18 protein-coding genes are annotated in these 21,967 nt (G+C 62.6%); all 18 read right to left on the reverse strand.

Annotation, left to right across the window (positions count from 1 at the left end; genetic code table 11):
- Positions 1-39 precede the first annotated feature (39 nt).
- Positions 40-1,098: an FkbM family methyltransferase gene (locus tag LOY51_RS19420; protein WP_125859526.1), complete on the reverse strand. Its 1,059-nt coding sequence runs from the start codon at positions 1,096-1,098 to the stop codon at positions 40-42.
- The gene (locus LOY51_RS19425; protein ID WP_125859527.1) at positions 1,088-1,846 is read right to left on the reverse strand and encodes a TylF/MycF/NovP-related O-methyltransferase; all 759 of its coding nucleotides are present in this window, start codon (positions 1,844-1,846) and stop codon (positions 1,088-1,090) included. The genes LOY51_RS19420 and LOY51_RS19425 overlap by 11 nt, the downstream gene beginning before the upstream one ends.
- Positions 1,843-3,648, reverse strand: coding sequence for a thiamine pyrophosphate-binding protein (locus LOY51_RS19430; protein ID WP_258642663.1), 1,806 nt, complete (start codon positions 3,646-3,648; stop codon positions 1,843-1,845). Before LOY51_RS19430 ends, LOY51_RS19425 begins: the two co-directional genes overlap by 4 nt.
- A gap of 26 nt (positions 3,649-3,674) precedes the next feature.
- A complete protein-coding gene (locus LOY51_RS19435; RefSeq protein ID WP_125859528.1) occupies positions 3,675-5,573 on the reverse strand; it encodes an N-acetylneuraminate synthase family protein in 1,899 nt (632 codons plus the stop codon).
- Positions 5,570-6,934, reverse strand: a complete 1,365-nt coding sequence (locus LOY51_RS19440; RefSeq protein ID WP_258642665.1) for a GHMP family kinase ATP-binding protein — start codon at positions 6,932-6,934, stop codon at positions 5,570-5,572. Before LOY51_RS19440 ends, LOY51_RS19435 begins: the two co-directional genes overlap by 4 nt.
- Positions 6,931-7,623 (reverse strand): sugar phosphate nucleotidyltransferase, encoded by a 693-nt coding sequence (locus tag LOY51_RS19445; RefSeq protein ID WP_125861369.1) that lies wholly within the window; start codon positions 7,621-7,623, stop codon positions 6,931-6,933. Before LOY51_RS19445 ends, LOY51_RS19440 begins: the two co-directional genes overlap by 4 nt.
- Positions 7,623-8,945 carry a lipopolysaccharide biosynthesis protein RfbH gene (rfbH, locus tag LOY51_RS19450; protein WP_125859530.1) on the reverse strand — a complete coding sequence of 441 codons (1,323 nt, stop codon included), beginning with the start codon at positions 8,943-8,945 and terminating at the stop codon, positions 7,623-7,625. The genes LOY51_RS19445 and rfbH overlap by 1 nt, the downstream gene beginning before the upstream one ends.
- Positions 8,938-10,014: a CDP-glucose 4,6-dehydratase gene (rfbG, locus tag LOY51_RS19455; RefSeq protein WP_190306009.1), complete on the reverse strand. Its 1,077-nt coding sequence runs from the start codon at positions 10,012-10,014 to the stop codon at positions 8,938-8,940. Before rfbG ends, rfbH begins: the two co-directional genes overlap by 8 nt.
- Positions 9,996-10,766 (reverse strand): glucose-1-phosphate cytidylyltransferase, encoded by a 771-nt coding sequence (gene rfbF / locus LOY51_RS19460; protein ID WP_110991873.1) that lies wholly within the window; start codon positions 10,764-10,766, stop codon positions 9,996-9,998. Before rfbF ends, rfbG begins: the two co-directional genes overlap by 19 nt.
- A gap of 339 nt (positions 10,767-11,105) precedes the next feature.
- Positions 11,106-12,581, reverse strand: a complete 1,476-nt coding sequence (fleQ, locus tag LOY51_RS19465) for a transcriptional regulator FleQ (protein ID WP_258642668.1) — start codon at positions 12,579-12,581, stop codon at positions 11,106-11,108.
- A gap of 166 nt (positions 12,582-12,747) precedes the next feature.
- Positions 12,748-13,044 (reverse strand): flagellar protein FliT, encoded by a 297-nt coding sequence (locus LOY51_RS19470; RefSeq protein WP_258646682.1) that lies wholly within the window; start codon positions 13,042-13,044, stop codon positions 12,748-12,750.
- Positions 13,045-13,063: 19 nt separating this feature from the next.
- Positions 13,064-13,465, reverse strand: a complete 402-nt coding sequence (gene fliS / locus LOY51_RS19475) for a flagellar export chaperone FliS (protein ID WP_258642670.1) — start codon at positions 13,463-13,465, stop codon at positions 13,064-13,066.
- Positions 13,466-13,593: 128 nt separating this feature from the next.
- Positions 13,594-14,979, reverse strand: a complete 1,386-nt coding sequence (fliD, locus tag LOY51_RS19480) for a flagellar filament capping protein FliD (RefSeq protein WP_125859532.1) — start codon at positions 14,977-14,979, stop codon at positions 13,594-13,596.
- Positions 14,980-15,062: 83 nt separating this feature from the next.
- On the reverse strand, positions 15,063-15,416 hold the full coding sequence (locus LOY51_RS19485) for a flagellar protein FlaG (protein ID WP_153787294.1): 354 nt from the start codon (positions 15,414-15,416) through the stop codon (positions 15,063-15,065).
- A 75-nt stretch (positions 15,417-15,491) separates the two neighbouring features.
- Positions 15,492-16,904 carry a flagellin N-terminal helical domain-containing protein gene (locus LOY51_RS19490; RefSeq protein ID WP_258642672.1) on the reverse strand — a complete coding sequence of 471 codons (1,413 nt, stop codon included), beginning with the start codon at positions 16,902-16,904 and terminating at the stop codon, positions 15,492-15,494.
- Between the two features lie 243 nt (positions 16,905-17,147).
- Positions 17,148-18,077, reverse strand: coding sequence for a ketoacyl-ACP synthase III (locus tag LOY51_RS19495; RefSeq protein WP_125464982.1), 930 nt, complete (start codon positions 18,075-18,077; stop codon positions 17,148-17,150).
- 269 nt (positions 18,078-18,346) lie between these two features.
- Positions 18,347-19,909, reverse strand: coding sequence for a flagellar hook-associated protein 3 (locus LOY51_RS19500; protein WP_258642673.1), 1,563 nt, complete (start codon positions 19,907-19,909; stop codon positions 18,347-18,349).
- Between the two features lie 12 nt (positions 19,910-19,921).
- Positions 19,922-21,961, reverse strand: a complete 2,040-nt coding sequence (gene flgK, locus LOY51_RS19505; protein ID WP_258642675.1) for a flagellar hook-associated protein FlgK — start codon at positions 21,959-21,961, stop codon at positions 19,922-19,924.
- Positions 21,962-21,967 lie beyond the last annotated feature (6 nt).

Genomic DNA, 21,967 nt, shown 5'->3' on the forward strand with positions numbered 1-21,967 from the left:
CCGCCAGGCATTTCGCTGATGAAAAAGCAGAGATGCTGCTCACGGTTTTCCAGGTACCGCGTAGAGCACTGCATCAAAGGTACTGGGCGAGTGACAGCGCAGGTAGAAGCGGTAGCCCAACTCATAGCCTTGCAACTGCTCGGCTATTTCCCAGAGGTGCTCCGCACGGTGGTAGATGCTGATGGCCAGGTGCGGGCGATGTGCACGCAGCAGCGCCTGCGCGCCGCGTAGCGCTGCCGGCTCTTCGCCTTCGATATCCATCTTGAGGAAGTTCGGCGCAAATCCCGGCAAGGCATCATCCAGGCGCACACAGCACACCGGATTGCCGCCAGACTCGACCAGGTGACCACCCGCCCCCAGGCTGGGGTCATATCCGCTCAAGCGGTTGCTGTCGGACACGCCGCAAGGAAAGTGGATCGCGCCCGGCACCTTGCCAAGCTGCGCCGTCAGCTGGCGGTAGTTATCCAGATCCGGTTCGAATGTCGCAAGGCTGCTGAAGGCGAACCCGGCAGCCAGCAATTCCTCAACCGTGTCGCCGACGTAGGCACCGCAATCGATAAATCGCAGTGGTTCCGGCAAGCGCGGCAGGTCTGCCGGGAAATACTGCTGGCCGGTAACCGCAGGAAGGCAACGCGGATCACCCAGGGTGCGGTACTCGACTATTGCGTCCAACAACTGCTTGCTGGCTTCATCCTCAAGCGCAGCGCGCAACGCTGCAATACGCGGTGCATGCTGTTCATAGAATGCGGGGGCAACCAGCCAGTAACGAAATGGCTGGTCTTCTGGATAAAGGCGTACGAACTCGACCAGGCTGACCAGACGGCCAAACCCCAACGCCTCCAGATCATCGAAAATGGTCTTGGTATCCACATGGGCGTTGAATACACCGATCAACACACAGGCTTTGGCCGGGTCATGCCTGGCAGCCCAGCCCTGAGCGCTGAAGACCGGCACACCGTCCACTTCACCCAGGCTTTCATCGCGATCGAGAAAAGCATCCACGCGCTGCCCACGAGCGGCCAGGTAGTCCCGTACACGCCGCCCGGCGAGCCTGCCCCCGTAGATCAGCAGGTGGTCGTAGCCGAACTCATTCGCCATGATCCGCTACCTTGATCAGCACGGCATGCCCGTTGAGGTTATGCAGGAAGCGATACCCGCTGTTCTGCGCGACGAACTCATCGACCATGCGCGTTACCCCTTCGCAGCCGTAGAACCCGTAATCGTCGAACACCACCACGGCGCCGCGCACAAGCCTGGGGGCAGCCCAAAGCAATACATCGCGGGCGGACTCGAAAACGTCCACATCGATATGCAGTAACGCCAGCCTGTCACTGACCTGCTCGGCATTGCGCTCTGGGAACATGCCGACCAGCACGCGCACGCTGTCTTGCACTTGGCAACGCTTGGCCAACTCCAGGACCAGATCAACATCGGTGTCGGCATGCTCGCCGCCGCTGTACTGGGTGTCGCGCGCCCCGGCCTTGACTACGCCAGTGAACGTATCAGCCAGGAACACCCTGCGCCCCTCACGCTGACCGGCCGTTGCCAGCAAGCACCCCGAGCCACCGCGCCACACGCCAACCTCGAGGAAATCACCCTCGACGCGCTCAAGCTGACGCGCCAGCGTCCACAGCTCGTACAAGCGCATGATGTCGACCAGCGTGTGCTGACGCACGCTCTCGTACGTGTTCAGAAATGCGCTGTCATTGACCCAGGGCGCGTGGCTGGCCATGGGCAGCACGCGGGCATGACGCACCCGCGGCGATTTTTCATGCGCCCAATCGCGCTGGCTACGCAGGTAGCCGTAGCACAACCCGGTCAAGCGGCGCTTGAGCCACACTTTCATGCCCCGGCATCCAGCGAAACGGCCATCTGCTGCGCCAGCTCTTCGCGGCTGAGGAACGGATACAGGTCTTCCAGGGCACCGGTTACCGGCTTGCCATTTTCATCCATGCGAGTCATGACCCGCGGAATCCGTGGCTCTTCGACCTGGACCAGCACCTCGATGATCACCGGACCATCGCGCTCCAGCACAGCCTGCAGGTTGGCCTGCAGGTTGGCATGCGACTCGATGCGCGCGTAACCCACGCCATACGCACTGGTCAGCTGGGCCAGGTCCGGCAGTTGCAGGCCGCTGGTGGCATCGGCACCGACCAGCAGGTTGAAGTGCGCACTTTGCGATGCACGAATCGAGGCATAGCCCTGATTGTTGATGACAAAGCATTTGACCGGCAGCTTGTGCGCGGCCAGGGTCGCCAGCTCCTGGATGTTCAACTGCAAGCCACCGTCACCCTCAACACAGACGGTCGGCTGGCGCCCAGAGGCCAGGCACGCGCCGATTGCCGACGGAATGCCGAAGCCCATCGAGCCCGTGCCACGGTTGTGGAAGCAACGCTGGCCCTTCTTGAGGCGCAGATTGAGCAGGAACAATTCGGAAGCGAAGCCCGAACTGCCCGGCGCGATCACGTCACCTTCATTGAGCAGCGAGGACAGCTGGTCAGTGAAGTAGTACATGCTCACGCCCTGGCTGTCGTCGGCGTGCTCGCTCTGCAGCAGCGGGTACTGTTCGCGCCACTGCGCGATGCGCGCCAGCCAGTCGGCGTAGGACGGCAGGCGATCACGGCCGATTTGCGCAGCCAAGGATTCGATGAAGGGTTTGACGTCGGAGACTACCGAGACCTCGATGGGCATCTGCAGCTTGGCGATTTCCGCAGGGTCGATATCCACCACGACTTTCTTCGCATAGGGCGCGAAGTGAGCATGGTTGTAAGCGGTCAACGCCATGTCCAGGCGCGAGCCAAGGACAATCAGCAGGTCGCAGTTCTGCAGCGCAAAGTTGGCCCAGCGCGGTGCAATGGAGCCGGGACGGCCACCGTAAAGTGGATGCTCGTCTTCGATGATGTCCATGGCCAGCCAGGTCGGCATGACCGGTACGCCTGCGGCTTCGATCAACTGGTTGAATGCGTCAACCGCACCTGCCATGCGAATGCCGCTTCCGGCGATGATGCCTGGGCGTTTGGCTTGGCGCAGCAAACTCAGGGTTTGCGCAACCGCCGCACTGATGTCCGCTTGCTCGCTGGCCGCAGGCAACTGCGCCCGGCGCAAGGTCGCCGGGTCAATCCGGGCGGCCTGCACGTCCAGCGGTACATCCAGCCATACCGGGCCACGACGGCCGCTGAGCGCGGCATGTTCAAGCTGGTCGAAGACCTCGGCTACCGCCTCGGGATCGGTCAGGGTGACCGCCGCCTTGGTAATCGGCTCGACAATCGAAACGATGTCGGCTTCCTGCACGCCAAGCATGCGCAGGCCAGTGCCGGCTTTGAGGTCAGCACTTTTGACCTGGCCGGACACGAAGAACACCGGTGTCGAGTCCAGCCAGGCACCGAGCACTGCGGTAACCGTATTGGTCGCACCCGGGCCACAGGTGGTCATGCACGCCGCCGGCCCACCGGTGAGCTTGCCGGCGGCTTCAGCGGCAATCGCCGCCGCCTGCTCGTGCAGGCACAGCACCGGCTCGAGTTCAGGGTGGCGCCCCAACGCGTCGTTGAGGTGCATGGCACCGCCGCCTGGCAGGAAGTAGACCTGCCCCACGCCCAGACGCGCCAGGCGCTCCATGATGTAGTCCGCTACACGGATAGTCTGTGTCACCTTGAATTCCCCCTCGAAACCGGCGCTTAAGCAAGCCGCGTCAAATACTGCAGTGCCGACCAGAAGCCGGCACCATGATCCTTGTGCCCTTGCCAGACTTCAGGAATGAAGCTGACCTCGGGATGTTGGCGAATCTGTGCCCAGCTGGCCGGCCAGTCGATGTCGCCGGTGCCCATCAGCACGCCTTCGCCGTTGGTGCCCTTGGCGTCGGCCACGTGCAGGTGCGCCGAGTGCGGCAGCAGCAGCGCCAGTGCGGCCTGGAAGTCGAGGCCGAAGTGGAAGCAGGTCATCTGCAGGTGCGACAGGTCCAGGCACAAGCGCAGGCGGTGCTCGCGGGCCTGGGCCGCCAGTTCGTCGGGCATCATGAAAATGTTCTGGTGGCGCTGGCCGCCGAAGTGCCAGGGGAACGGCGCCATGTTCTGCGGGATCAGCTCCGTGCCGGCGAAATCCACCTGGCGGCAGGCCTCATGGAAACGCTCGTAGAGCTCGGGGCGCATGGCCAGCGGGCGTGGCGCATCGGCAGAAAAACCACCGATGTTGGCGACGATCAGCCGGGCATCGGCGGCGGGGAAGAACTCGCCGATCTGCAGGGTGGCATCGACCACGCGCTGCAGGTTGTCGATGGAGCGCCGACGATAGGCCGGGTCGTCCGCCACCAGGTCCAGCAGTTCGCTGTTCTCGAACAGCTCCGGGGCGTGCACCACCAGGCGCGAGCATTCCACCTGGGCCAGGAAGGGCTGCGGCTTCAGACCGAGGTCACGGTAGGACAGGTGGAACTCGAACAGATCCGGCTCGATGCGCCGACGGTAATCGAGGAAGTCGTGATAGCGCACCGGCACACCCCAACGAATCGGCATGTCGAACGCCAGTTTCTGCTCGGCGGGTTGTTCCTGCAGGTCGCTCTCGAACAAGAAATCGCCCTGGGCAATGTCGCGCTGGGCTGGCTTGCCCAGCAGCTCCGGCAGACGGTACGGCGCCAAGCCCTGGCCGGGGCTGGCGATACGCAGCATGCCCGGCTCCAGGACTGCACCACGGGGGATCTCGCGTGCGGCGATCACGCTCTTGCCGAGGTTCTCGCGGTTCAGCAGCTCCCCCTGGCTGGCATGACGGCCAGGGCCTTGCCATGGCAGCGCCAGTTCCAGTTGGCGAATGCCGTCCACCAGTTGGCGGAATTCGGTAGGCTCCAGGCTGGCCAGGTGATCCGGGCCTTCCATGTTGCGGTCCAGGGTAATGTGGCGCTCCACGAGCTTGGCACCCAGGGCCACGGCACCGAGGGTAATGGCGATACCGCGCTCATGGCCGGAATAGCCGATCAGGCCGTGCAACTCCTGCAGGCGGCGCAGGTAGCCAAGCTGGATATCCCCTTCCGGCGCCGGATAGGCGCTGTTGCAGTGCAGCAGCGCGAAGGGCGTGCCCAGGGCATTGAGCTGTTCGATGGCACGGATGATTTCGTGCTCGAAGGACATGCCGGTGGACAGGATCAGCGGCTTGCCCAGGCTGGCGGCCTTGGCGATCAGGTAGGGGTTGCTCAGGTCCGCCGAGGCGATTTTCAGCGCCGCTACGTCGAACGCCGCCAGGGCATCGACACTGGGTTCATCCCAGGGGGTACACAGGTAGGTGATGCCCTGTTGCGCGCAGTAGGCACGCAGCTGGCGGTGCTCGTCGAGGCTCAGCTCGACTTTGTCCAGCAGGTCCTGGATGTACTCCACGCCGAGGTCTTCGGCGCGCGAGCCATCGGCCTTGCGCCGGTACAGCGCCTCGCGGTTGCGCAACTGGAACTTGACGCAGTCGGCGCCCGCCGCGATGGCGGCATCCACCAGTTGTTTGGCCAATGCCAGCGAGCCGTTGTGGTTGTTGCCGGCTTCGGCGATGACATAGACGCGCTCGCCACCCAGGGCGATGCCGTCGAGAATAATCGGGGTCATTGGATTTTCGTCCGCCAGGAAGTAACACCGCAGGACTCGAAGCGGAAGCCTTGAGTCTGGCAGCCCAGTGCGCGCACCGCATGCACCACCCGCTGGCGATGCTGGGGTTGTACGTAGAACAGGAAGAAGCCACCGCCGCCGGCGCCGAGCAGCTTGCCGCCGAGCGCGCCGGCCGCCAGTGCAGCGGCGTAGATTTCATCGAGGCGCCCATGGCTGATGGCCGAGGAAAAACGCTTTTTCAGGCGCCAGGCTTCGTCCAGGCACAGGCCGAAATCGCGCAGCTCGCCGCGAATCAGATAGCGGTGCATGCGCCGGCACAGCGCCACGCTGGCATGGAGCAGGTCGGTTTGCGAGGCCTCGGCCTGCATCTCCTCGCGCTGCAGATCATGCAGGCGACCGGAGTCGTGGGAGATGCCGGTGTCGCACAACACCAGGCAGGACTCCAGCTCATTGCGGATCGCCTCTTCCAGGCGAATCGGGTGCACCAGGTTGCGCTGGTTCTCGAATTCGATCAGGTTGAAGCCGCCGAAGGCCGAGGCGTACTGGTCCTGCCAGCCACCGGCGATGCCGAAGCACAGGCGCTCGGCCTGGAACGCCAGTTCGGCGATCTCGTAGGTGCTCCAGCGATCCTGGCGCAGTTCGTTGAATACCGCGATGGTGGCCGTGGTGGCCGCGGAGGAGCCGCCCAGCCCAGAGCCCACCGGAAAGTCCGAACGCAGGTAGAGGTCGAAGCCGTATTGCGGCTTGATCACCGAAACGATGGTCGCCAACAGGCTTTTTTCACTGGCGGCCAGCAGGTCGGCCAGGGAGTCGTAGTCCTCCTCGCGCCCCAGGTCCTCGGAGAAGATGCGGATGCCACGGTCGCCCCGGGGAACCAGGGTGGCATGGGCATACAGGCCGACGGTACAGCTGAGCACCGCGGCCGGGTGGTCGATGAAGAAATAGGTCAGGTCGGCACCGCCGCCGCAGAAGCTCATGCGTACCGGCGCACGGGCCCGTGCCAGCACCGGCACTTCCGGGCTGGCCGCCATCAGGCGGGTGTAGACCTCGACCAGGCGCCCCTGCTCATCCACGGCCGGGATGGCGTTGAAACCAAGGTCGAATGCCTTGAGCAACTCCTCACGCGACGCACCGGCCTGAACGGCGCGGTAATGGCTGTTCATGCAGGTGGTTACCGGCAGGTCGGTCTGGCCGCCCTGCAGCAAGTGGCGACGCACGTCACCGTTGGTGACCACACCCAGCAAACGCTGATCGTCGGCCACCACAAAAGCGATCTGCAAGGCGCCGGCCTCGATGCACTTGACCGCATCAAGAATGCTCTGGCGTTCGCCTATGCTCAGGGTCTGCACCAGCAGGCTCATAGCGATGTATCCGGAAAAAATTCGTCGGTGTAGCGCGCGAGCGATTCTGGCGTGCCGATATCAATGAAGCGTCCGCTGTAATCGACAACGGAAACGGCCTCGCGCTGGAGCAACTCGGGCAACAGATCGTGCTCCATGGAGCAGGCGCCAACGGGCGTGGCGGCGAAGGCCGGCGCGGTGAAGGCATAAACCCCCGCGTTGATCAGGCCGGGCCCCTGCAGGCCCTTTTCCTGCAAGCCAGCCAGGTGCCCCGTGGCATTGAGCGCCAGGCTGCCATAACGGCCGCGGTCATCGACCCGCGCTGCCAGCACGGCATTGCCTTCGCTCAACATCATCTGCCGATAACCTTGCGCGTCGACAAAGGTGTCGGCGTTGAGTACCAGATACCGCCCCTGAGCAGGTTGTTCGCGCAACGCGTTGAGCAGTGCGCCGCCCGTGCCTAGTGGGCTCTGCTCCACCACCAGCGACAGTGGCAGACCCGCATGGCGAGACAACTCGGCAAGCTGCTCGGCCACCTGTTCGGCGCGGTAATGCGCGCACAGTACGCCTTCGCTGATGCCGGCACGGGCCAACTGGCTCAATACGCGCGCCAGAAAGGGCTCACCGTGAACGGGCACCAGGGCCTTCTGCGCGTCCGTGACGCTGCGCAGGCGTGTACCGAAACCACCACACAGGACATAGGCGCGCATCAGCACAGCCTCTGCAGGAAGGTTTCGAGACTGCGCGCCGCATGCTCCAGATGGTCATCGCTCAAGCCCGGCCAGAGGCCGATCCAGAACGTGTCGCTCATGATTTTGTCGGTTACCGGCAGCTCGCCGGCAACCCGATATTGCTGCCCCTGCATGTAGGGCTGGCGGGTCAGATTGCCAGCGAACAGCAGGCGTGTACCCACACCCTGCTCGTCCAGGTAGCGCAACAGCTCGACGCGCTTTACCCCACAGCCGTCGCGCAGGGTGAGCGGATAGCCGAACCAGGAAGGATCACTTTCGTGAGTGGCCTGCGGCAGGATCAATTTGTCCGCACAACCGGCCAGGCGCTCGCTGAGCCAGGCGAAGTTGCGCTTGCGCGCGGCAACGAAATCATCGACCCGATCCATCTGCGCCAGTGCGCATGCGGCCTGCATGTCGGTGATCTTCAGGTTGTAGCCCAGGTGCGAGTAGGTGTACTTGTGGTCGTAGCCTTCCGGCAAGCTACCCAGTTGCCAGCAGAAGCGCTTGCCACAGGTGTTGTCCTCGCCCGGGGGGCAGTAGCAATCGCGGCCCCAGTCGCGGAACGACTCAATGATGCGCTTGAGCAACGGGGAGTCGGTGAACACCGCTCCGCCCTCGCCCATGGTGATGTGGTGCGCAGGGTAGAAGCTGAGGGTGCCGATATCACCAAAGGTGCCGACCATGCGCCCCTGGTAAGTGGAACCCAGGGCATCGCAGCAGTCTTCGATCAGCCACAGGCCGTACTTGTCGCACAGGGCGCGGATCACACTCAGGTCGAAGGGGTTGCCCAAGGTATGGGCCAGCATGATGGCCTTGGTCTTCGGGCCGATGGCCGCTTCGATCAGCGCCGGGTTGATGTTGTAGGTGCCCATCTCGACATCGACGAACACCGGTACCGCGCCGAACTGCAGGATAGGGTTGACGGTGGTCGGGAAACCGGCAGCAACGCCGATCACCTCGTCGCCAGGCTTGATCGCCCGGTCGCCGAGACGTGGCGAGGTCAGGGCGGAAAACGCCAGCAGGTTGGCCGACGAGCCGGAGTTGGTGGTGAGTACGCAGCGGCGCCCTAGGTACTTGCCCAAGCGCTTTTCGAACGCCTCGTTGAAGCGCCCGGTGGTCAGCCAGCCATCCAGCACGGCCTCGGTCATGGCCTGCAGTTCGCCCGCACCGATCACCTTGCCGGCTGGCGGAACGCTGCTCTGCCCGGCCACGAAGGGTTTGGGCGCCATCTGCAGCTCGGCGTAGCGCCCGACCAGTTCGGCAATCTGTTGGCGCAACTGCTGCGCCGTACTGTCACTCATGGGTTCCGCCTTGGTGAACCGCGAGCTGCTCGCGGGTAACGATGTTCATATCACGCCCTGCGCGCCAGGCCAGATGCCAGTCCAGGGTATGTTTCAGGGTGTCATCCAGCGACCAGCGCGGCGCCCAGCCAAGCCTCTGCCGGGCCTTGCTGGAGTCCAGGGCCAGCAGACCGGCTTCGTGCGGCTGGGCATCGCTGGCAACCGACCAGCGAGCCTCGCCTGGCCAAAGGCTGGCAAGGCGTTCGACGATTTCGCCGACGGTGGCCAGCCCTGCGCTGTCAGGGCCGAAGTTCCAGGCTGCGGCATGCTGCTCGGCGTCAGTGAGCAAACCCTGAGCCAGTTGCAGGTAGCCCATCAGCGGGTCGAGCACGTGCTGCCAGGGCCGCGTCGCATCGGGATAACGCAAGGTCACCTCTTGGCCGGCCTGCCAGGCGCGAAAGATGTCCGGCAACAAGCGTTCGGCAGACCAGTCCCCGCCCCCCAGCACGTTGCCTGCGCGCGCAGTGCCCAGGGCAACGCCAGAGGAACGCAGGAAAGAGTCGCGGTAACTCGCGCACAGCAGCTCGACACAGGCCTTGCTGCTGCTATAGGGATCGAAGCCGCCCAGGGCATCCTGCTCCCGGTAGGGCCAGGGCCACTCGCGGTTCTCGTAGCACTTGTCCGTGGTCACCACCAGCACGCCACGCACGGACGGCGTGGCCCGCACCGCTTCGAGCAGGTTGAGCGTACCCATGACATTGGTTGCGTAGGTATCCGCAGGGGCACGATAGGATTCACGCACCAGTGGCTGAGCGGCCAGATGCAGCACCAGTTCGGGCTGAAAATCCTGCAGCGCTCGGGCCAGGGCCGAGGCATCACGGATATCGGCGAAATCGCCGGGTACCTGCTGCTGCAGCTGCGCAACTTGCCACAGCGATGGCGTGGTTGCGGCAGGCAAGGCGAAGCCGCGCAGTTCGGCGCCCAACTGACGCAACCATACGGCCAGCCAACCGCCCTTGAAGCCGGTATGCCCGGTCAGCAGAACTCGGCGCCCCGCCCAGAATGCAGGATTCAGCGCCATAGCTGCCATGCGGCTTCGCCGTTCTTCCAGTGTGCTTCGAGCAGCATGCGATCACGCAGGGTATCCATCGGTTGCCAGAAGCCACGGTGCAGGTGGCTCATCAGCTGGCCGTCCTCGGCCAGACGACGCATGGGCTCGTTTTCCCAGGTGGTGCCATCGCCGGCGATGTAATCGAGCACGGCCGGCTCGAGCACGAAGAAGCCGCCATTGATCCAGCCACCGTCGCCCAGCGGTTTTTCCTGGAAGCCGCGTACCTGTTCGCCCTGCACATCCAACGCGCCGTAACGCCCCGGCGGCTGCACGGCGGTAACCGTGGCCAGCTTGCCGTGCTGCCGGTGGAAGTCGATCAGTCGGGGAAGGTCGACGTCGGATACACCGTCGCCGTAAGTCAGGCAAAAGGTTTCATCGCCAACGTACTCACGGACGCGCTTGAGGCGGCCACCGGTGGCGGTGTTTTCGCCGGTATCCACCAGCGTCACCCGCCAAGGTTCGGCATGGCGGTTGTGGATGTCCATGCGGTTTTGCGCCATGTCGAAGGTCACGTCCGACATGTGCAGGAAGTAGTTGGCGAAATACTCCTTGATCACGTACCCCTTGTAGCCCAGGCAAATGACGAAGTCGTTGATACCGTAGTGCGAGTAGATCTTCATGATGTGCCAGATGATCGGTTTGCCGCCTATTTCGATCATCGGCTTGGGGCGCAGGTGGGATTCTTCGCTGATGCGTGTGCCCAGCCCACCGGCCAGAATGACTGCTTTCATTGTGCTGTTGGTCCGCATTGGTCGGAGGGGTGACAAAAAACTGTCCCCTGGCCCTTTATGCTAGCCAAAGCAAAACGCATGCCTGCTTTAAGCTGGCGGGCGCTGCGGAATCGGTTTTGTCTGGGCGGACTTTTTGATGAATGCCAGCGCCACTCCGGCAGCTCAGCGAGCGTGGCATAGCCAGAGGCATCGTGCTCTCTCGCACGGCCTTCCGTCGCAGAATCGATTGCTGCCAGCAGTAAAGCGATAACCGTGGCACAGATGGGGATGCAGGCTACCAGTACCAGTCACTTCGCGGGCATGCCCGTGAAGTGACTGGTACTGGCGCAAGACCGGGCGTCAATCCTCCGCCTGGTCCTCGCCGCCCTGGCGGCTCATGCCGTACTTGCGCATTTTCTCGACCAGGGTGGTACGACGAATACGCAAACGTTCAGCCGCACGCGCAACGATACCGTTGGCATCGTCCAGCGCCTGCTGGATCAGACCCTGCTCCAGGCTGCCAAGGTAGTCCTTGAGGTCCAGCCCTTCTGGCGGCAGCATGGCGTGGTTGGCGAAGTTCGGCGTATGGCCGTTGATGGCCACGCGCTCTTCGAGGTCGCTGCGCAGGCTGTCCACCAACTGCTCGTCCTCGTCGTCGACATAGCGGAACTTCTTGGGCAGCTCCGACACGCCAATCACCCCATACGGATGCATGATCGCCATGCGCTCCACCAGGTTGGCCAGCTCGCGCACGTTGCCCGGCCATCCATGTCGGCACAGCGACATGATCGAGGCAGAGTTGAAACGGATCGAGCCGCGCTTCTCGTGCTCCATGCGCGAGATCAGCTCGTTCATCAGCAGCGGGATGTCTTCGACGCGCTCACGCAGCGGGGCCATCTCGATGGGGAACACGTTGAGGCGGTAGTACAGGTCCTCGCGGAAGGTCCCGTCCTCGATCATGTTCTCGAGATTCTTGTGGGTGGCGGCAATGATGCGCACATCGATGCTTTGCGTCTTGTTGCTGCCCACGCGCTCGAAGGTGCGCTCCTGCAGTACCCGCAACAGCTTGACCTGCATGGGCAGCGGCATGTCGCCGATTTCGTCGAGGAACAGCGTACCGCCGTTGGCCAATTCGAAACGCCCGGCACGGCTGGTGATGGCCCCGGTGAAGGCGCCCTTTTCGTGGCCGAACAGTTCGCTTTCGAGCAGCTCTGCCGGAATCGCCCCGCAGTTGACCGGCACGAAGGGTGCCTCACGGCGCTTGGAGTGGTAGTGCAGGTTGCGCGCCACCACCTCCTTGCCGGTGCCGGACTCGCCGAGGATGAGCACGCTGGCGTCGGTGTCGGCCACCTGCTGCATCATCTGCCGCACATGCTGGATGGCACGGCTGGTGCCTACTAGGCTGCGGAACAGGTTGGGCTCGCGCTGACGGCCGCGCTCGCGGGCCTGGTCGTACATCTCGCGGTACACCTGGGCGCGGTGCAGCGAATCGAGCACCTGGCTGTAGCTCGGCGGCATCTCGAGGTTGGACAGCACGCGACGGCGCAGCTCCTCGGGGAACTCGGCAGAAGAAATATCGCCCAGCAACAGCACCGGAAGGAACTCATCCCACGCCGCCACTGTCTTAAGGAGCCCCAGCACACTGGCCGGCGCCTTCACTGCCCCGATCAGCACGCACAGCACTTCGCGGCTGGAGGCAAGAGACTCGACCGCCTGCTGCCAGTCATCACTGGAGCACGGGAGGTTTTCTTCGCCGAGAAAGTTCAGGACCACCGCCAGATCGCGGCGGCGAGCGCTGTCGTCATCGATCAGGAGAATCTTGGTTTCACGCCACATGCAATAGCAACTTCCCTAGTCATATCGGCGCCCGGCGGGCGTGCGCGACATCATCCCGACTGAATGGTCAGTGTTCGGACGTCTGAATTTCGAAAACAGCCACTAGTTAAGTCAAAAAGGCCTGCATAGTCAAATTTATGGCGCCTTTTCCCCAGTTCGGTGCATCTTAACTGAACAAATGGTAAACCTTCGACGCATTCTTTGCTTGATTGATCTGCGTCATTTCATCGGCGATGGCCTGCCGCTCGCCCATTGTAACGTCGAGCAGTTCGCGATAGACGTGCAGCAAGTCTTCAAGACGCGCCTTGACCACCGCTTCGTCCAGTGCCGGCGCCTTGAGCATGTCGTCGATACAGCCACGGCAGCTCTCATCGAGCCTGCTGATCGCGTCCCAGTCCCGCGCGCCCAAGGCGGCGAGCAACGCTTCACGGGTTTCGTCGAATCGTTGCAGCTCGCAATTCACCTTGCTCTCCCCCACCGGCTCAGCCGGCATGCTGTGCGTCGGCGATGGCATCCCAACCACTCTTGACGGTGATCAGCAGTTGCGCAACTTCGTCGATGATCGCCGGATCGTTGTCGATATTGGCCTGCATCAAGCGATTGGTCATGTAGGCGTACAGGCTGGAAAGCTGCTCGATATAGGCCGGGTCGTGGCTCTTCTGCGCATCCAGGCCGTCGCTCAGGCCGATAATGATGTCGATCGCCTTGCCCAGCATCAGGCCCTTCTCGGCGATGTCGCCACGGGCCAGTGCGCCCTTGGCCTGAGCCATGCGATCGAGCCCACCTTCCATCAACATCTGCACCAGGCGATGGGGTGTGGCTTCGGAAATCTGGGCATGGGAATTGACCTTCTGGTACTGACGAAGGGCTCTCATGGGATTCATCTTGCGACCTCGTAACGGGCAAAAAACTTAAGGTTCGATAGTCCCTGTATCGGGCCGGATGGTCAAAACTTTACCGGCCGGTGCAAAAAGGCCGGGCATCAGGCCCGGCCATTCGCATCAATCACTGATTACTTGTCGCTCTTGGCGTTGTTCAGGGCGTTGAGCGTGCCCAGCACGTTGTTCTGCTGCTGGCGCAACTGGGTGACCAGGGTGTCCATGTTGTTGTACTTGTCCTGCAGGCTCTTTTGCAAGGCCTCCATGCGCGTGTCCAAGGTGTCTTGTTCGGACTTGAGCTTGGTCAGGCTTTCGGTCAGGGTCTTGCTGCGCTCGGCCAGGGTGCCGGTGGCGGCCTTGGCGTAGGGCTCGGTGACGCTCTGCAGGCGCGCGATCAAGCCGTCCTTGCCGTTGAAGATGCTGGTAAGGTCAGCGGCGTTGGTGGCAGCGGCTTTATCCCACTTCTTGTCATCCAGGCTCAGCGCACCGCCGTCCTGGGCGGTCGTGACGCCAAACGCAGCAAGCGACTTCAGGGTGCCGTTGCCGGACAGTGCATTCATCTCTTCGCGGATGGAGGTCATCAGCGCACGCATGGATGCATCACCGGTAAGGGCTGCCGCAGTCACGGTGCCGTCGGCATTCTTGGTGACCCTGGTCTCCGCGTTGACCACTTTGATCAATGCGTTGTAGGTGTCGATGAAGCCCTTGAGACCCGACTTCAATGCAATCGAACTGGTGGTCAGGGAAAGCGTGGTTGGCGTGATATTGCCTTTGGTATCTTCCGGCGACGTGCCTACCAGCTTGATGTTCAGCCCACTCACCGCATCGGTGATGTCATTGCTCTTGGACTTCATAGCAATGCCATCGAGCGTATATTCGGCGTTCTTGGGCTTATCCACCTCGGTATACCCGAGGTCGACACCCGAGTTCCCGCCCAGGGTGATCTCGGAGCCCTCGCCCATCTTGGTGGACGTAATCACCAGGCGCGAACCCGAGGCATCGGTCAGGATGTTGGCACTGAAGCCCGCCGTGCCGTACTGGCTGTTGATGTTCTCACGCACGTCTTGCAGCGTGGCCCCCGGGGGAATGCTCACGTCGTGAGCCTTGCCGTTCTGGGTGATGGTCAACTTGGTGGTACCGGTCGTGGCGTTGACCACGCTGGTCGCGCCACCGGCGTACACCTTGGTGGAGACCTTGGAAGCCGACGCCAGCTGGGTCACCACCAGGTTGAAGGAGCCGTTGGCCGCGCCCGCCCCTGCGGTGATGGTCGCAACCTTTTCATCCGAGGACTTCAAGCTCAGGCCACCGAAGCTGTTGCCGGTGGTCATGCTGGTCAGGGCGCCACGGAAGGCATCCAGCGCTGCCTGGATCTTGCCGATAGAGGACAACGTGGTGGTTGCCTTCAGTGTCTGGGTATTGATCTGTGTCTGCTTCGGCGCCTTTTGCGCGTCCACCAGAGACTTCACAATCGCCTGGGTATCGATGCCCGATCCGATACCGCTGACTGTTGTACCTGCCATCATTGCTCTCCTTGTTCAGTAGCTGCCGGATCCTTGGCGGATAAATCCATCAAATGACCGACAGCAACAAAAATCATGCCAGCCTATGCCTTGCCGTCGAACAGCAGGCTGCCAGCTTCGCTGAGGCTTTGTGCCAGCTTCAGCGCGGTTTCCGACGGGAGCTGGCGGATCACGTCACCGGATTCGGTGGCGATGACCTTGACCACTACCTGGCCGGTTGAATCATCGATGGAGAAGTCCAGCTTGCGCTGGCTCGACTGGACGAAATCGCGGATATCGCCCACCGCTTTCTCCAGGTCCTCGCGGGTGTGCGGCTTGTCTTCAGAAGGCGCAGCCTCCTGCACCTTGACAGGCGCCACCACCGGGTCCTTGGCCGTCGCTGCTGCCTGGGGCGGCATCGAAGGGTACATCTGGTTCAACTTGACACTCATGTCCATGCTTCGAACTCCTCATGTCAAAAAGGTGAAAGGGCACGTAAACGCGCCCTTCCACCTCTTACTCAGGCGCCTGAATTACTGGAGCAGTTTCAGGACCGAGGATGGCAGCTGGTTAGCCTGCGACAGGATCGCAGTCGAAGCCTGCTGCAGGGTCTGCTGCTTGGTCAGCTCTGCAGTTTCCGAAGCGAAGTCCACGTCCTGCACGGTGGAGCGGGCAGCGGTGGAGTTCTTCTGGATGTTCTGCAGGTTGTCGACGGTGGTGGTCAGACGGTTCTGGGTAGCACCCAGGCCCGAACGGACGCTGTCGATCGAACCGATGGCCTTGTCGATAACGGCCAGGGCGTTCTGAGCCTTGGTGGCGTCGGTGACGTCGGTTTGCGAGATGGTGGTCTTGGCCGAGGTAACGGTTGCAGCACCGAACAGAGCAGTAGCGCCGCCCAGCGAGAAGCCTTTGGCCGAGTCCAGCGAGACCTGACCGGTGACGACGATGGCAGCAGCACCCAGAGCAGCAGGAGTAGCGAAGTTGCCGGAGCCGTCTTTGGCAGCGATCGAGATGTTGGCCTGGGCGTTGGCGTCAGCACCCGAGAAGCTGATGTTCTCACCGGTGTCCGACTTGATGCTCAGGGTTTTCTTGACTTCGTCGTAGTTGACACTGATACCCAGCTTGGCAGCGTTGGATTTCAGCTGGTCGGCCAGGCCGGCCTTGTCAGTCACGCCCACGAAGTCAACAGTGCCGCTGGAACCGACAGACAGCTTGAAGTTGGCCGGAGTAGCGCCGGTTACGTCCAGTTGCAGTTCGGTGCTGGCGGATGCGGTCAGACCACCGATCGAGCCGTTCAGGTCGCTGGCGATCTGCTTGGCGGAGGCACCAGCAGCGTAGGCGACAGTGGCGGTTTGGCCGTTGCCGGTAACGGAGAGGCTGCCAGCAGCCAGGCCGCTCGCGCTCGGGGCGATGGCGGTGGACTTGACCTGCTGCGAACCGATGTTGCTGGCAGCAACGTTTTCCAGGCTCAGGTTGATGGTTTCGTTGGCGTTGGCGCCGACCTGGATGGCCTTGGTGCCGTACGAGCCGTCCAGCAGCTTCTGGCCACCGAAGGTGGTGGTAGCGGAGATACGGTTCAGCTCGGAAGTCAGAGCCTGGTATTCGTCGTTGTTCGACTTACGGTCGTCGGCGCTCAGGGAGCCAGTAGCCGAGGACAGAGCCAGGGTACGCATTTTTTGCAGGATGTCGGTCGAAGCCTGCATCGCGCCTTCGGCGGTCTGGGCGATCGAGATACCGTCGTTGGCGTTCTTCACTGCCTGGCCCAGGCCGTTGATCTGGCTGGTCAGACGGTTGGCGATCTGCAGGCCGGCAGCGTCGTCTTTGGCGCTGTTGATGCGCAGGCCGGAAGACAGGCGCTGCATCGAAGTGGTCTGGGCGGTGCTGGCCTTGTTCAGGTTAACCTGAGTAGTAACCGAAGCAATGTTGGTGTTTACAGTTAAAGCCATGACGAAATCCTCGTTGGATGGGTACTGCGGCTTCCGGCCCTGGCATCCGCCGGGTATGGCCTAGAGAACCTTCGTAATGTTTATCGTCGTTTGCGGGGGTTGCTTGAGGGCATTTGCAAAAAAAAAATGCCATCACGCTGCCACCCCCACGAAATCAGGGGCTTATGGCTTTTCAACACGTATTCGAAGGCAAAAAAAAACGCCTGGCGGAACACGCCAGGCGCTTTTTTTGACCGTGCCGGATCAGCCGCGATAGAGAATCGCCGAGCCCCACGACAGGCCCACGCCGAAGCCACTGATGGCCACGCGCTTCCAACTGCTGTCGAGCATGTGCTTCTGCAGCAGCAGCGGCACGCTGGAGGACACTGTATTGCCGGTTTCGAGCATGTCCTTGACGAACTTCTCCGGGTGTTGCTCTTCAAAGCGTCGCGCCACCGCATCGACGATCGCCGCGCTGCCCTGATGGATGCAAAAGGCATCGATATCGGCCGACTGCAGGCCGCTGGCATCGAGCAGCTCATGCAGGTGCGCCGGCACCTTGATCAGGGCGAAGTTGAACACCTGGCGGCCGTTCATGAAGAAATTGCCGTTAGTGACCTTCAGGTGCTCGGCACCGGAACCGTCAGTACCGAAACGCGCCTCACCCAGCTGCCATACCGCGTCCTCACCCATCCAGGTGGCGGTGGCGGCATCGCCGAACAGCATGGTGGTGTTGCGGTCTTCCGGGTCGACGATCTTCGAATACGGGTCGGCGGTAATCAGCAGGCCGTTCTTCAGCCCCGCCGCCTGCATGAAGCCCTTGATCGCATACAGGCCATAGACGTAGCCGGAGCAGCCCAGCGAGACGTCGAACGCCGCCACCCGGGTGGACAGGCCCAGCTTGTGCTGGACGATGGCCGCGGTGTGCGGCAGCCCTTCTTCGTCACCGTTCTGGGTGACCACGATCAACACATCGATCGACTGCGGGTCGAGCTCGGGGTTGCTGGCGAACAAGGCACGGGCGGCCTCGACGCACAGGTCGGAGGTTTCTTGCTCTTCGGCCTTGCGCGGCAGGAACGACGCGCCGATCTTGCCGAACATGAACTCTTCGTCCTTGCCGAACTTCGCACCCTGGACGTAGTTGTCCAGGCCAGCGGTGGGCACGTAACTCGCGATGCTTTTGATGCCAATCATTCTGGCTTCCCAATGAAAACAGGCAAAGACCGCCACTCGGTGAATTGAGGGCGCCCACTACCGGGTCCGTGACATACCGACATCGGGCAGGTCACTGGCGAACCGGTAACAAATTGCTGCAGCAGCTGCCGCATAGAATACAGGGAAGATGCGCGATTTGACTCATTGGTCACACTCATTTATTGCCAACTGCCGCTCAGCGCCGTGCGCCAGGCACAAAAAAGCCCCGGCAGCACGGGGCTGGCCGGGGCTTTTGACTACCCGCTCAGTTACATCTGATTGAACAGGCTCAGCTTGGAGATCTGCGTGAAGCTCAGCTGCGAAGCCTGCAGCATGGCTTGATGCAGCGCCAGCATGATCGACGCATCGGCCATGTCGGTGTTGCCGATGGCGGCCTGGGTGGCCTTGTTGGCGGTGGTCAGGCTGGTGTTTTCCTGGCGCTGGATATCGAGCGAGTTACCACGCGCACCGATGGAGCCGCGGGTGATATCGACCTGCTCGCGAGCACTGGCCAGGTTGGCGACCGCCGAAGCGATGGAGTTCTTCAGCGCGGTATTCGCCGCATCACCAGTGCCCGGCGCATCCAGCGCGGTACGCAGCTGGCTGATGGTCTCCAGCACGCTCTGGTTCTGGTGGGTGTTGGCATTGACCGCAAACTGGTCACCCGCCTGCGGCGTGCCGGACACCTGGTAGGTAACGCCCGCCACTGTCAGCGCCGGCGCGGTGAAGGTGCCGCTGGCCACTACCTTGCTGTAGGCGGTCAGGGGCTGCGCGTAGAGCTCGTAAGTGTTGGCGCCGGTAAACTTGATGACCGCACCGCTGTCGGGGAACGTGCTGCGGTAGGCCGTCGGGTCGGTCACCGCACCGCTGGTGATCTGCGCGCTAGAAGGGTTACCGGCGCCACGGACGGTGGTCAGGGTGTCGGGACGCGCCTGCAACGAGAATTCATGGCCGGCAACAACAGTATTGGGGTCATCACCTTCCTGCAGCGAAAGGGTGATCTCGAACTCGACACCCCGGAACGCGATGCGATTACCCCCCTCGGCCTTGCTGTCGAAAGTGCCATTGGTCGGCGTTTCGGCGGTGATGTCGTTACCCAGGGCATCGGTCACGGTGTACTGGGTAGCACTGGTGAAGGTGACCTTGTACGGCTGGCCGGCGTTGAAGTTGCTGTTGTACGCGCTGCTCGAGGTCAGCAGGCCCGGCGAGACCGCGACGCGGCCATCATCGACCGGCGGCGCCACCAGGGCGGACTCGGTACGGCTCTTGTTCTTGGCCGAATCGAAGATGCTGAAGCCGGTGTCGTTGGTCGCCAGTTTCAGGGTGTCGGACACCTGCAGGCTCAGCTGGGTCTGGTCACCCTGGTAGCTGTAGCTGCCGTCGGCATTGCGCACATAGGGCGGCGACGAGGTCTTGGTGCCACCGAACATGTAGTCGCCGTTGGCATCGCGCGAGTTGAGCAGGCCGAAGATGTTAGCCTCGATCTCCTTGAGCTCACTGCTGATGGAGGTGCGGTCGGCCGCACTGATCCCGGCGCCGCCTGCACGAATGGCCAGGTCGCTGGCGCGCTGCATGGCGTCGTTGATGGTGGCCAGCACGCTTTCTTCTTGCAGCAGCGAGTTGTTCACCGTAGTCATGTTGCCGTCGTACTGCTTGAGCAGGGCCTGTTGCTGCTGCAGCAGCAGCAGGCGCGCGGCGCCGACAGGGTCGTCACCAGCAGACTGGATGCGCACGCCGGTATCGATCTGCTGCTTGACCTTCATCAGGTTGGCAAAGTTGCTGGTGTAGCTGGTAGCGCTCGACTCATAGAACTGAGCGGTGGAAATACGCACGATGGCTACTCCTTACAATGCGTTGATCAGGGTGGCGAAGGTTTCCTGCGCCGCCTTGATGATTTGCGAAGACGCGGTGTAGTAGTGCTGGAACTTGATCAGGCTGGCCGCCTCATCGTCCAGGTTGACACCGGAAACCCCGTTGCGCGCCTCCTTGGCCGAGTCGTACACAGCCTTGGTTGCCGTGGTATCGATTTCTGCCTGGTTGGCCTTGGCACCGACCCGCTCCACCATCGAGGCATAGGCCGAGGTGAAGCTGCTGCCGCCACCGGAATTGACACCGACGGTGGACTTGGTCTGCAGGTCGAGCAGCGATTGGGCATTGCGGTTGTCGGACTTGCCGTTGACGTTGAAGCCCATGCTGAACGAGTCATCCTCCGCCGGGCTGCCGCCGACCGAGGTTTCCAGGCTGAACGAACGCGGGTTGCCGCTACCGTCGAGAATGGGCGCCCCGGCCGCATCGACCATCGGTACGTTGATGGTCAGCTTGTTTTCCTGGCCGGGCACGATGGTGCCGGTACCGATGCTGTTGCCCTTGGCATCGAACAGGGTATAGCCCTGAGTGCCGCCGCTGGCCGCACTGAACACCATGCGTACCGGCATCGAGTGCTTGATCGAATCCTGGATCAACGCGGTGTCGGCACCGCCGTAGATATCCAGCTTGGCCCCCAGATTCGGTTGGCTGATGGTGCCGGTACCGTCGTTGCCGCTGCCGATGGTGGCATTGATCGGCCCGGCGAACGCCAGCTTGTTGGCATCGGTGAGGGTGGTGCTGATCGCGCCCGCCGCCGCGCGGGTGGGAATCACCTTGAAACTGTCACCCGCCGCCAGGCCGCCACCGTTGAGCTTCAGGGTGAAGCCATCAATGACCGGTGGTGGCGTGGTGGCCAGATCGAAGCTACCCATGTCGGTGCCGTCGGAACGACGCACGCTGTACTGGGTGCCACTGGTGAAGGTGACCTGATAGTCGTGGGTGGTCAGCAGGCTGCTATCGGCAATGGTCACGTCCAGGTTGCCGGAACCTGCGCTGTTGCCGGTGGCACCCAGGCTGCGCTGGCTGATTGCCGCCGCGCTGTTGATGCTGGAGAACAGCGCGCTGCCGAACTGGCCGTTGGCATCCAGGCCCTGCCCCAGCTGGCTGTTGATGCTGTCGGTCACCACCAGGGCCACACGCCCCAGTTCGTTCATCGACGGGTTGAGCACGTCCTGGCGATAGCGCAACAGGCCGCCGATCTGCCCGCCGGTGATGACCGAGGTGACATCCGACGAGAAGGTCGGGTAGTTGACCTGCAGGCTGTACTGGCTCTTGTCGGCGGCGCTCGGCCCGGCGGTCAGGGTGTTGGCCCGGTTGCCGGTGACCAGCGACTGGCCGGTACCCAGGTACACGTCATAGTTGCCGTCACGCTCCTGCACAGTGACACCCACCAGCTCGTTGAGCTGGCGCACCGCCTCGCTGCGCGCATCCAGCAGGGTGTTCGGCGTGGCGCCGGACGCCGACAGCTGGGTGATCTGCTTGTTCAGGTCGGCAATGTTCGAGGTGAGCTTGTTGACCTGGCCGGCAAGGGTATCGAGCTGGCTGTTGATGCTCTCGTTCTGTTTGTTCAATTCGCTGGAGATGGAATTGAAACGGTTGCTCAGGGTTTGCGCCTGGGTCAGCAGCAACTGGCGGGAGGCCACGTCGCCGGGCTTGCCCGCAGCGGTCTGCAGGGCCGAGAAGAATGCCGTCAGCACCGAGCTGATACCGGTGCTGCTGTCGCCCAGCAGTTTGTCGACACTGCCGATCTGATCAAGGTAGGTGGCCGCATCGGTGCTCAGCGAGGTCGCGGTACGCAGCTGGTTGTCCAGGTAGGCGTTGTAGACCCGGCGCACATCCGCCAGCTGGGTCCCGGTACCGATGAAACCCGAGCCGATGTTGTGCGAGGGCCCCGAGACCTGGACGGTCTGCTGGCGCGAGTAGCCAGAGGTCGCAGCGTTGGCGATGTTGTTACTGGTGACCGACAGCGCCGCCTGGCTGGCACTCAGGCCGGACAGCCCGATCGAGATCAGAGACATGGTTCA

The organism is Pseudomonas sichuanensis (assembly GCF_024749065.1).
Taxonomy (GTDB): domain Bacteria; phylum Pseudomonadota; class Gammaproteobacteria; order Pseudomonadales; family Pseudomonadaceae; genus Aquipseudomonas; species Aquipseudomonas sichuanensis.

Coding starts and splice junctions, on each gene's coding strand:
- LOY51_RS19445 (WP_125861369.1), bottom strand. CDS start 7,623: ATGCGCGCCTATGTCCTGTGTGGTGGTTTCGGTACACGCCTGCGCAGC.
- fleQ (WP_258642668.1), bottom strand. CDS start 12,581: ATGTGGCGTGAAACCAAGATTCTCCTGATCGATGACGACAGCGCTCGC.
- fliD (WP_125859532.1), bottom strand. CDS start 14,979: ATGGCAGGTACAACAGTCAGCGGTATCGGATCGGGCATCGATACCCAG.
- LOY51_RS19490 (WP_258642672.1), bottom strand. CDS start 16,904: ATGGCTTTAACTGTAAACACCAACATTGCTTCGGTTACTACTCAGGTT.
- rfbH (WP_125859530.1), bottom strand. CDS start 8,945: ATGAGTGACAGTACGGCGCAGCAGTTGCGCCAACAGATTGCCGAACTG.
- LOY51_RS19425 (WP_125859527.1), bottom strand. CDS start 1,846: ATGAAAGTGTGGCTCAAGCGCCGCTTGACCGGGTTGTGCTACGGCTAC.
- LOY51_RS19440 (WP_258642665.1), bottom strand. CDS start 6,934: ATGAGCCTGCTGGTGCAGACCCTGAGCATAGGCGAACGCCAGAGCATT.
- rfbG (WP_190306009.1), bottom strand. CDS start 10,014: ATGGCAGCTATGGCGCTGAATCCTGCATTCTGGGCGGGGCGCCGAGTT.
- flgK (WP_258642675.1), bottom strand. CDS start 21,961: ATGTCTCTGATCTCGATCGGGCTGTCCGGCCTGAGTGCCAGCCAGGCG.
- LOY51_RS19485 (WP_153787294.1), bottom strand. CDS start 15,416: ATGGACATGAGTGTCAAGTTGAACCAGATGTACCCTTCGATGCCGCCC.
- rfbF (WP_110991873.1), bottom strand. CDS start 10,766: ATGAAAGCAGTCATTCTGGCCGGTGGGCTGGGCACACGCATCAGCGAA.
- fliS (WP_258642670.1), bottom strand. CDS start 13,465: ATGAATCCCATGAGAGCCCTTCGTCAGTACCAGAAGGTCAATTCCCAT.
- LOY51_RS19435 (WP_125859528.1), bottom strand. CDS start 5,573: ATGACCCCGATTATTCTCGACGGCATCGCCCTGGGTGGCGAGCGCGTC.
- LOY51_RS19495 (WP_125464982.1), bottom strand. CDS start 18,077: ATGATTGGCATCAAAAGCATCGCGAGTTACGTGCCCACCGCTGGCCTG.
- LOY51_RS19420 (WP_125859526.1), bottom strand. CDS start 1,098: ATGGCGAATGAGTTCGGCTACGACCACCTGCTGATCTACGGGGGCAGG.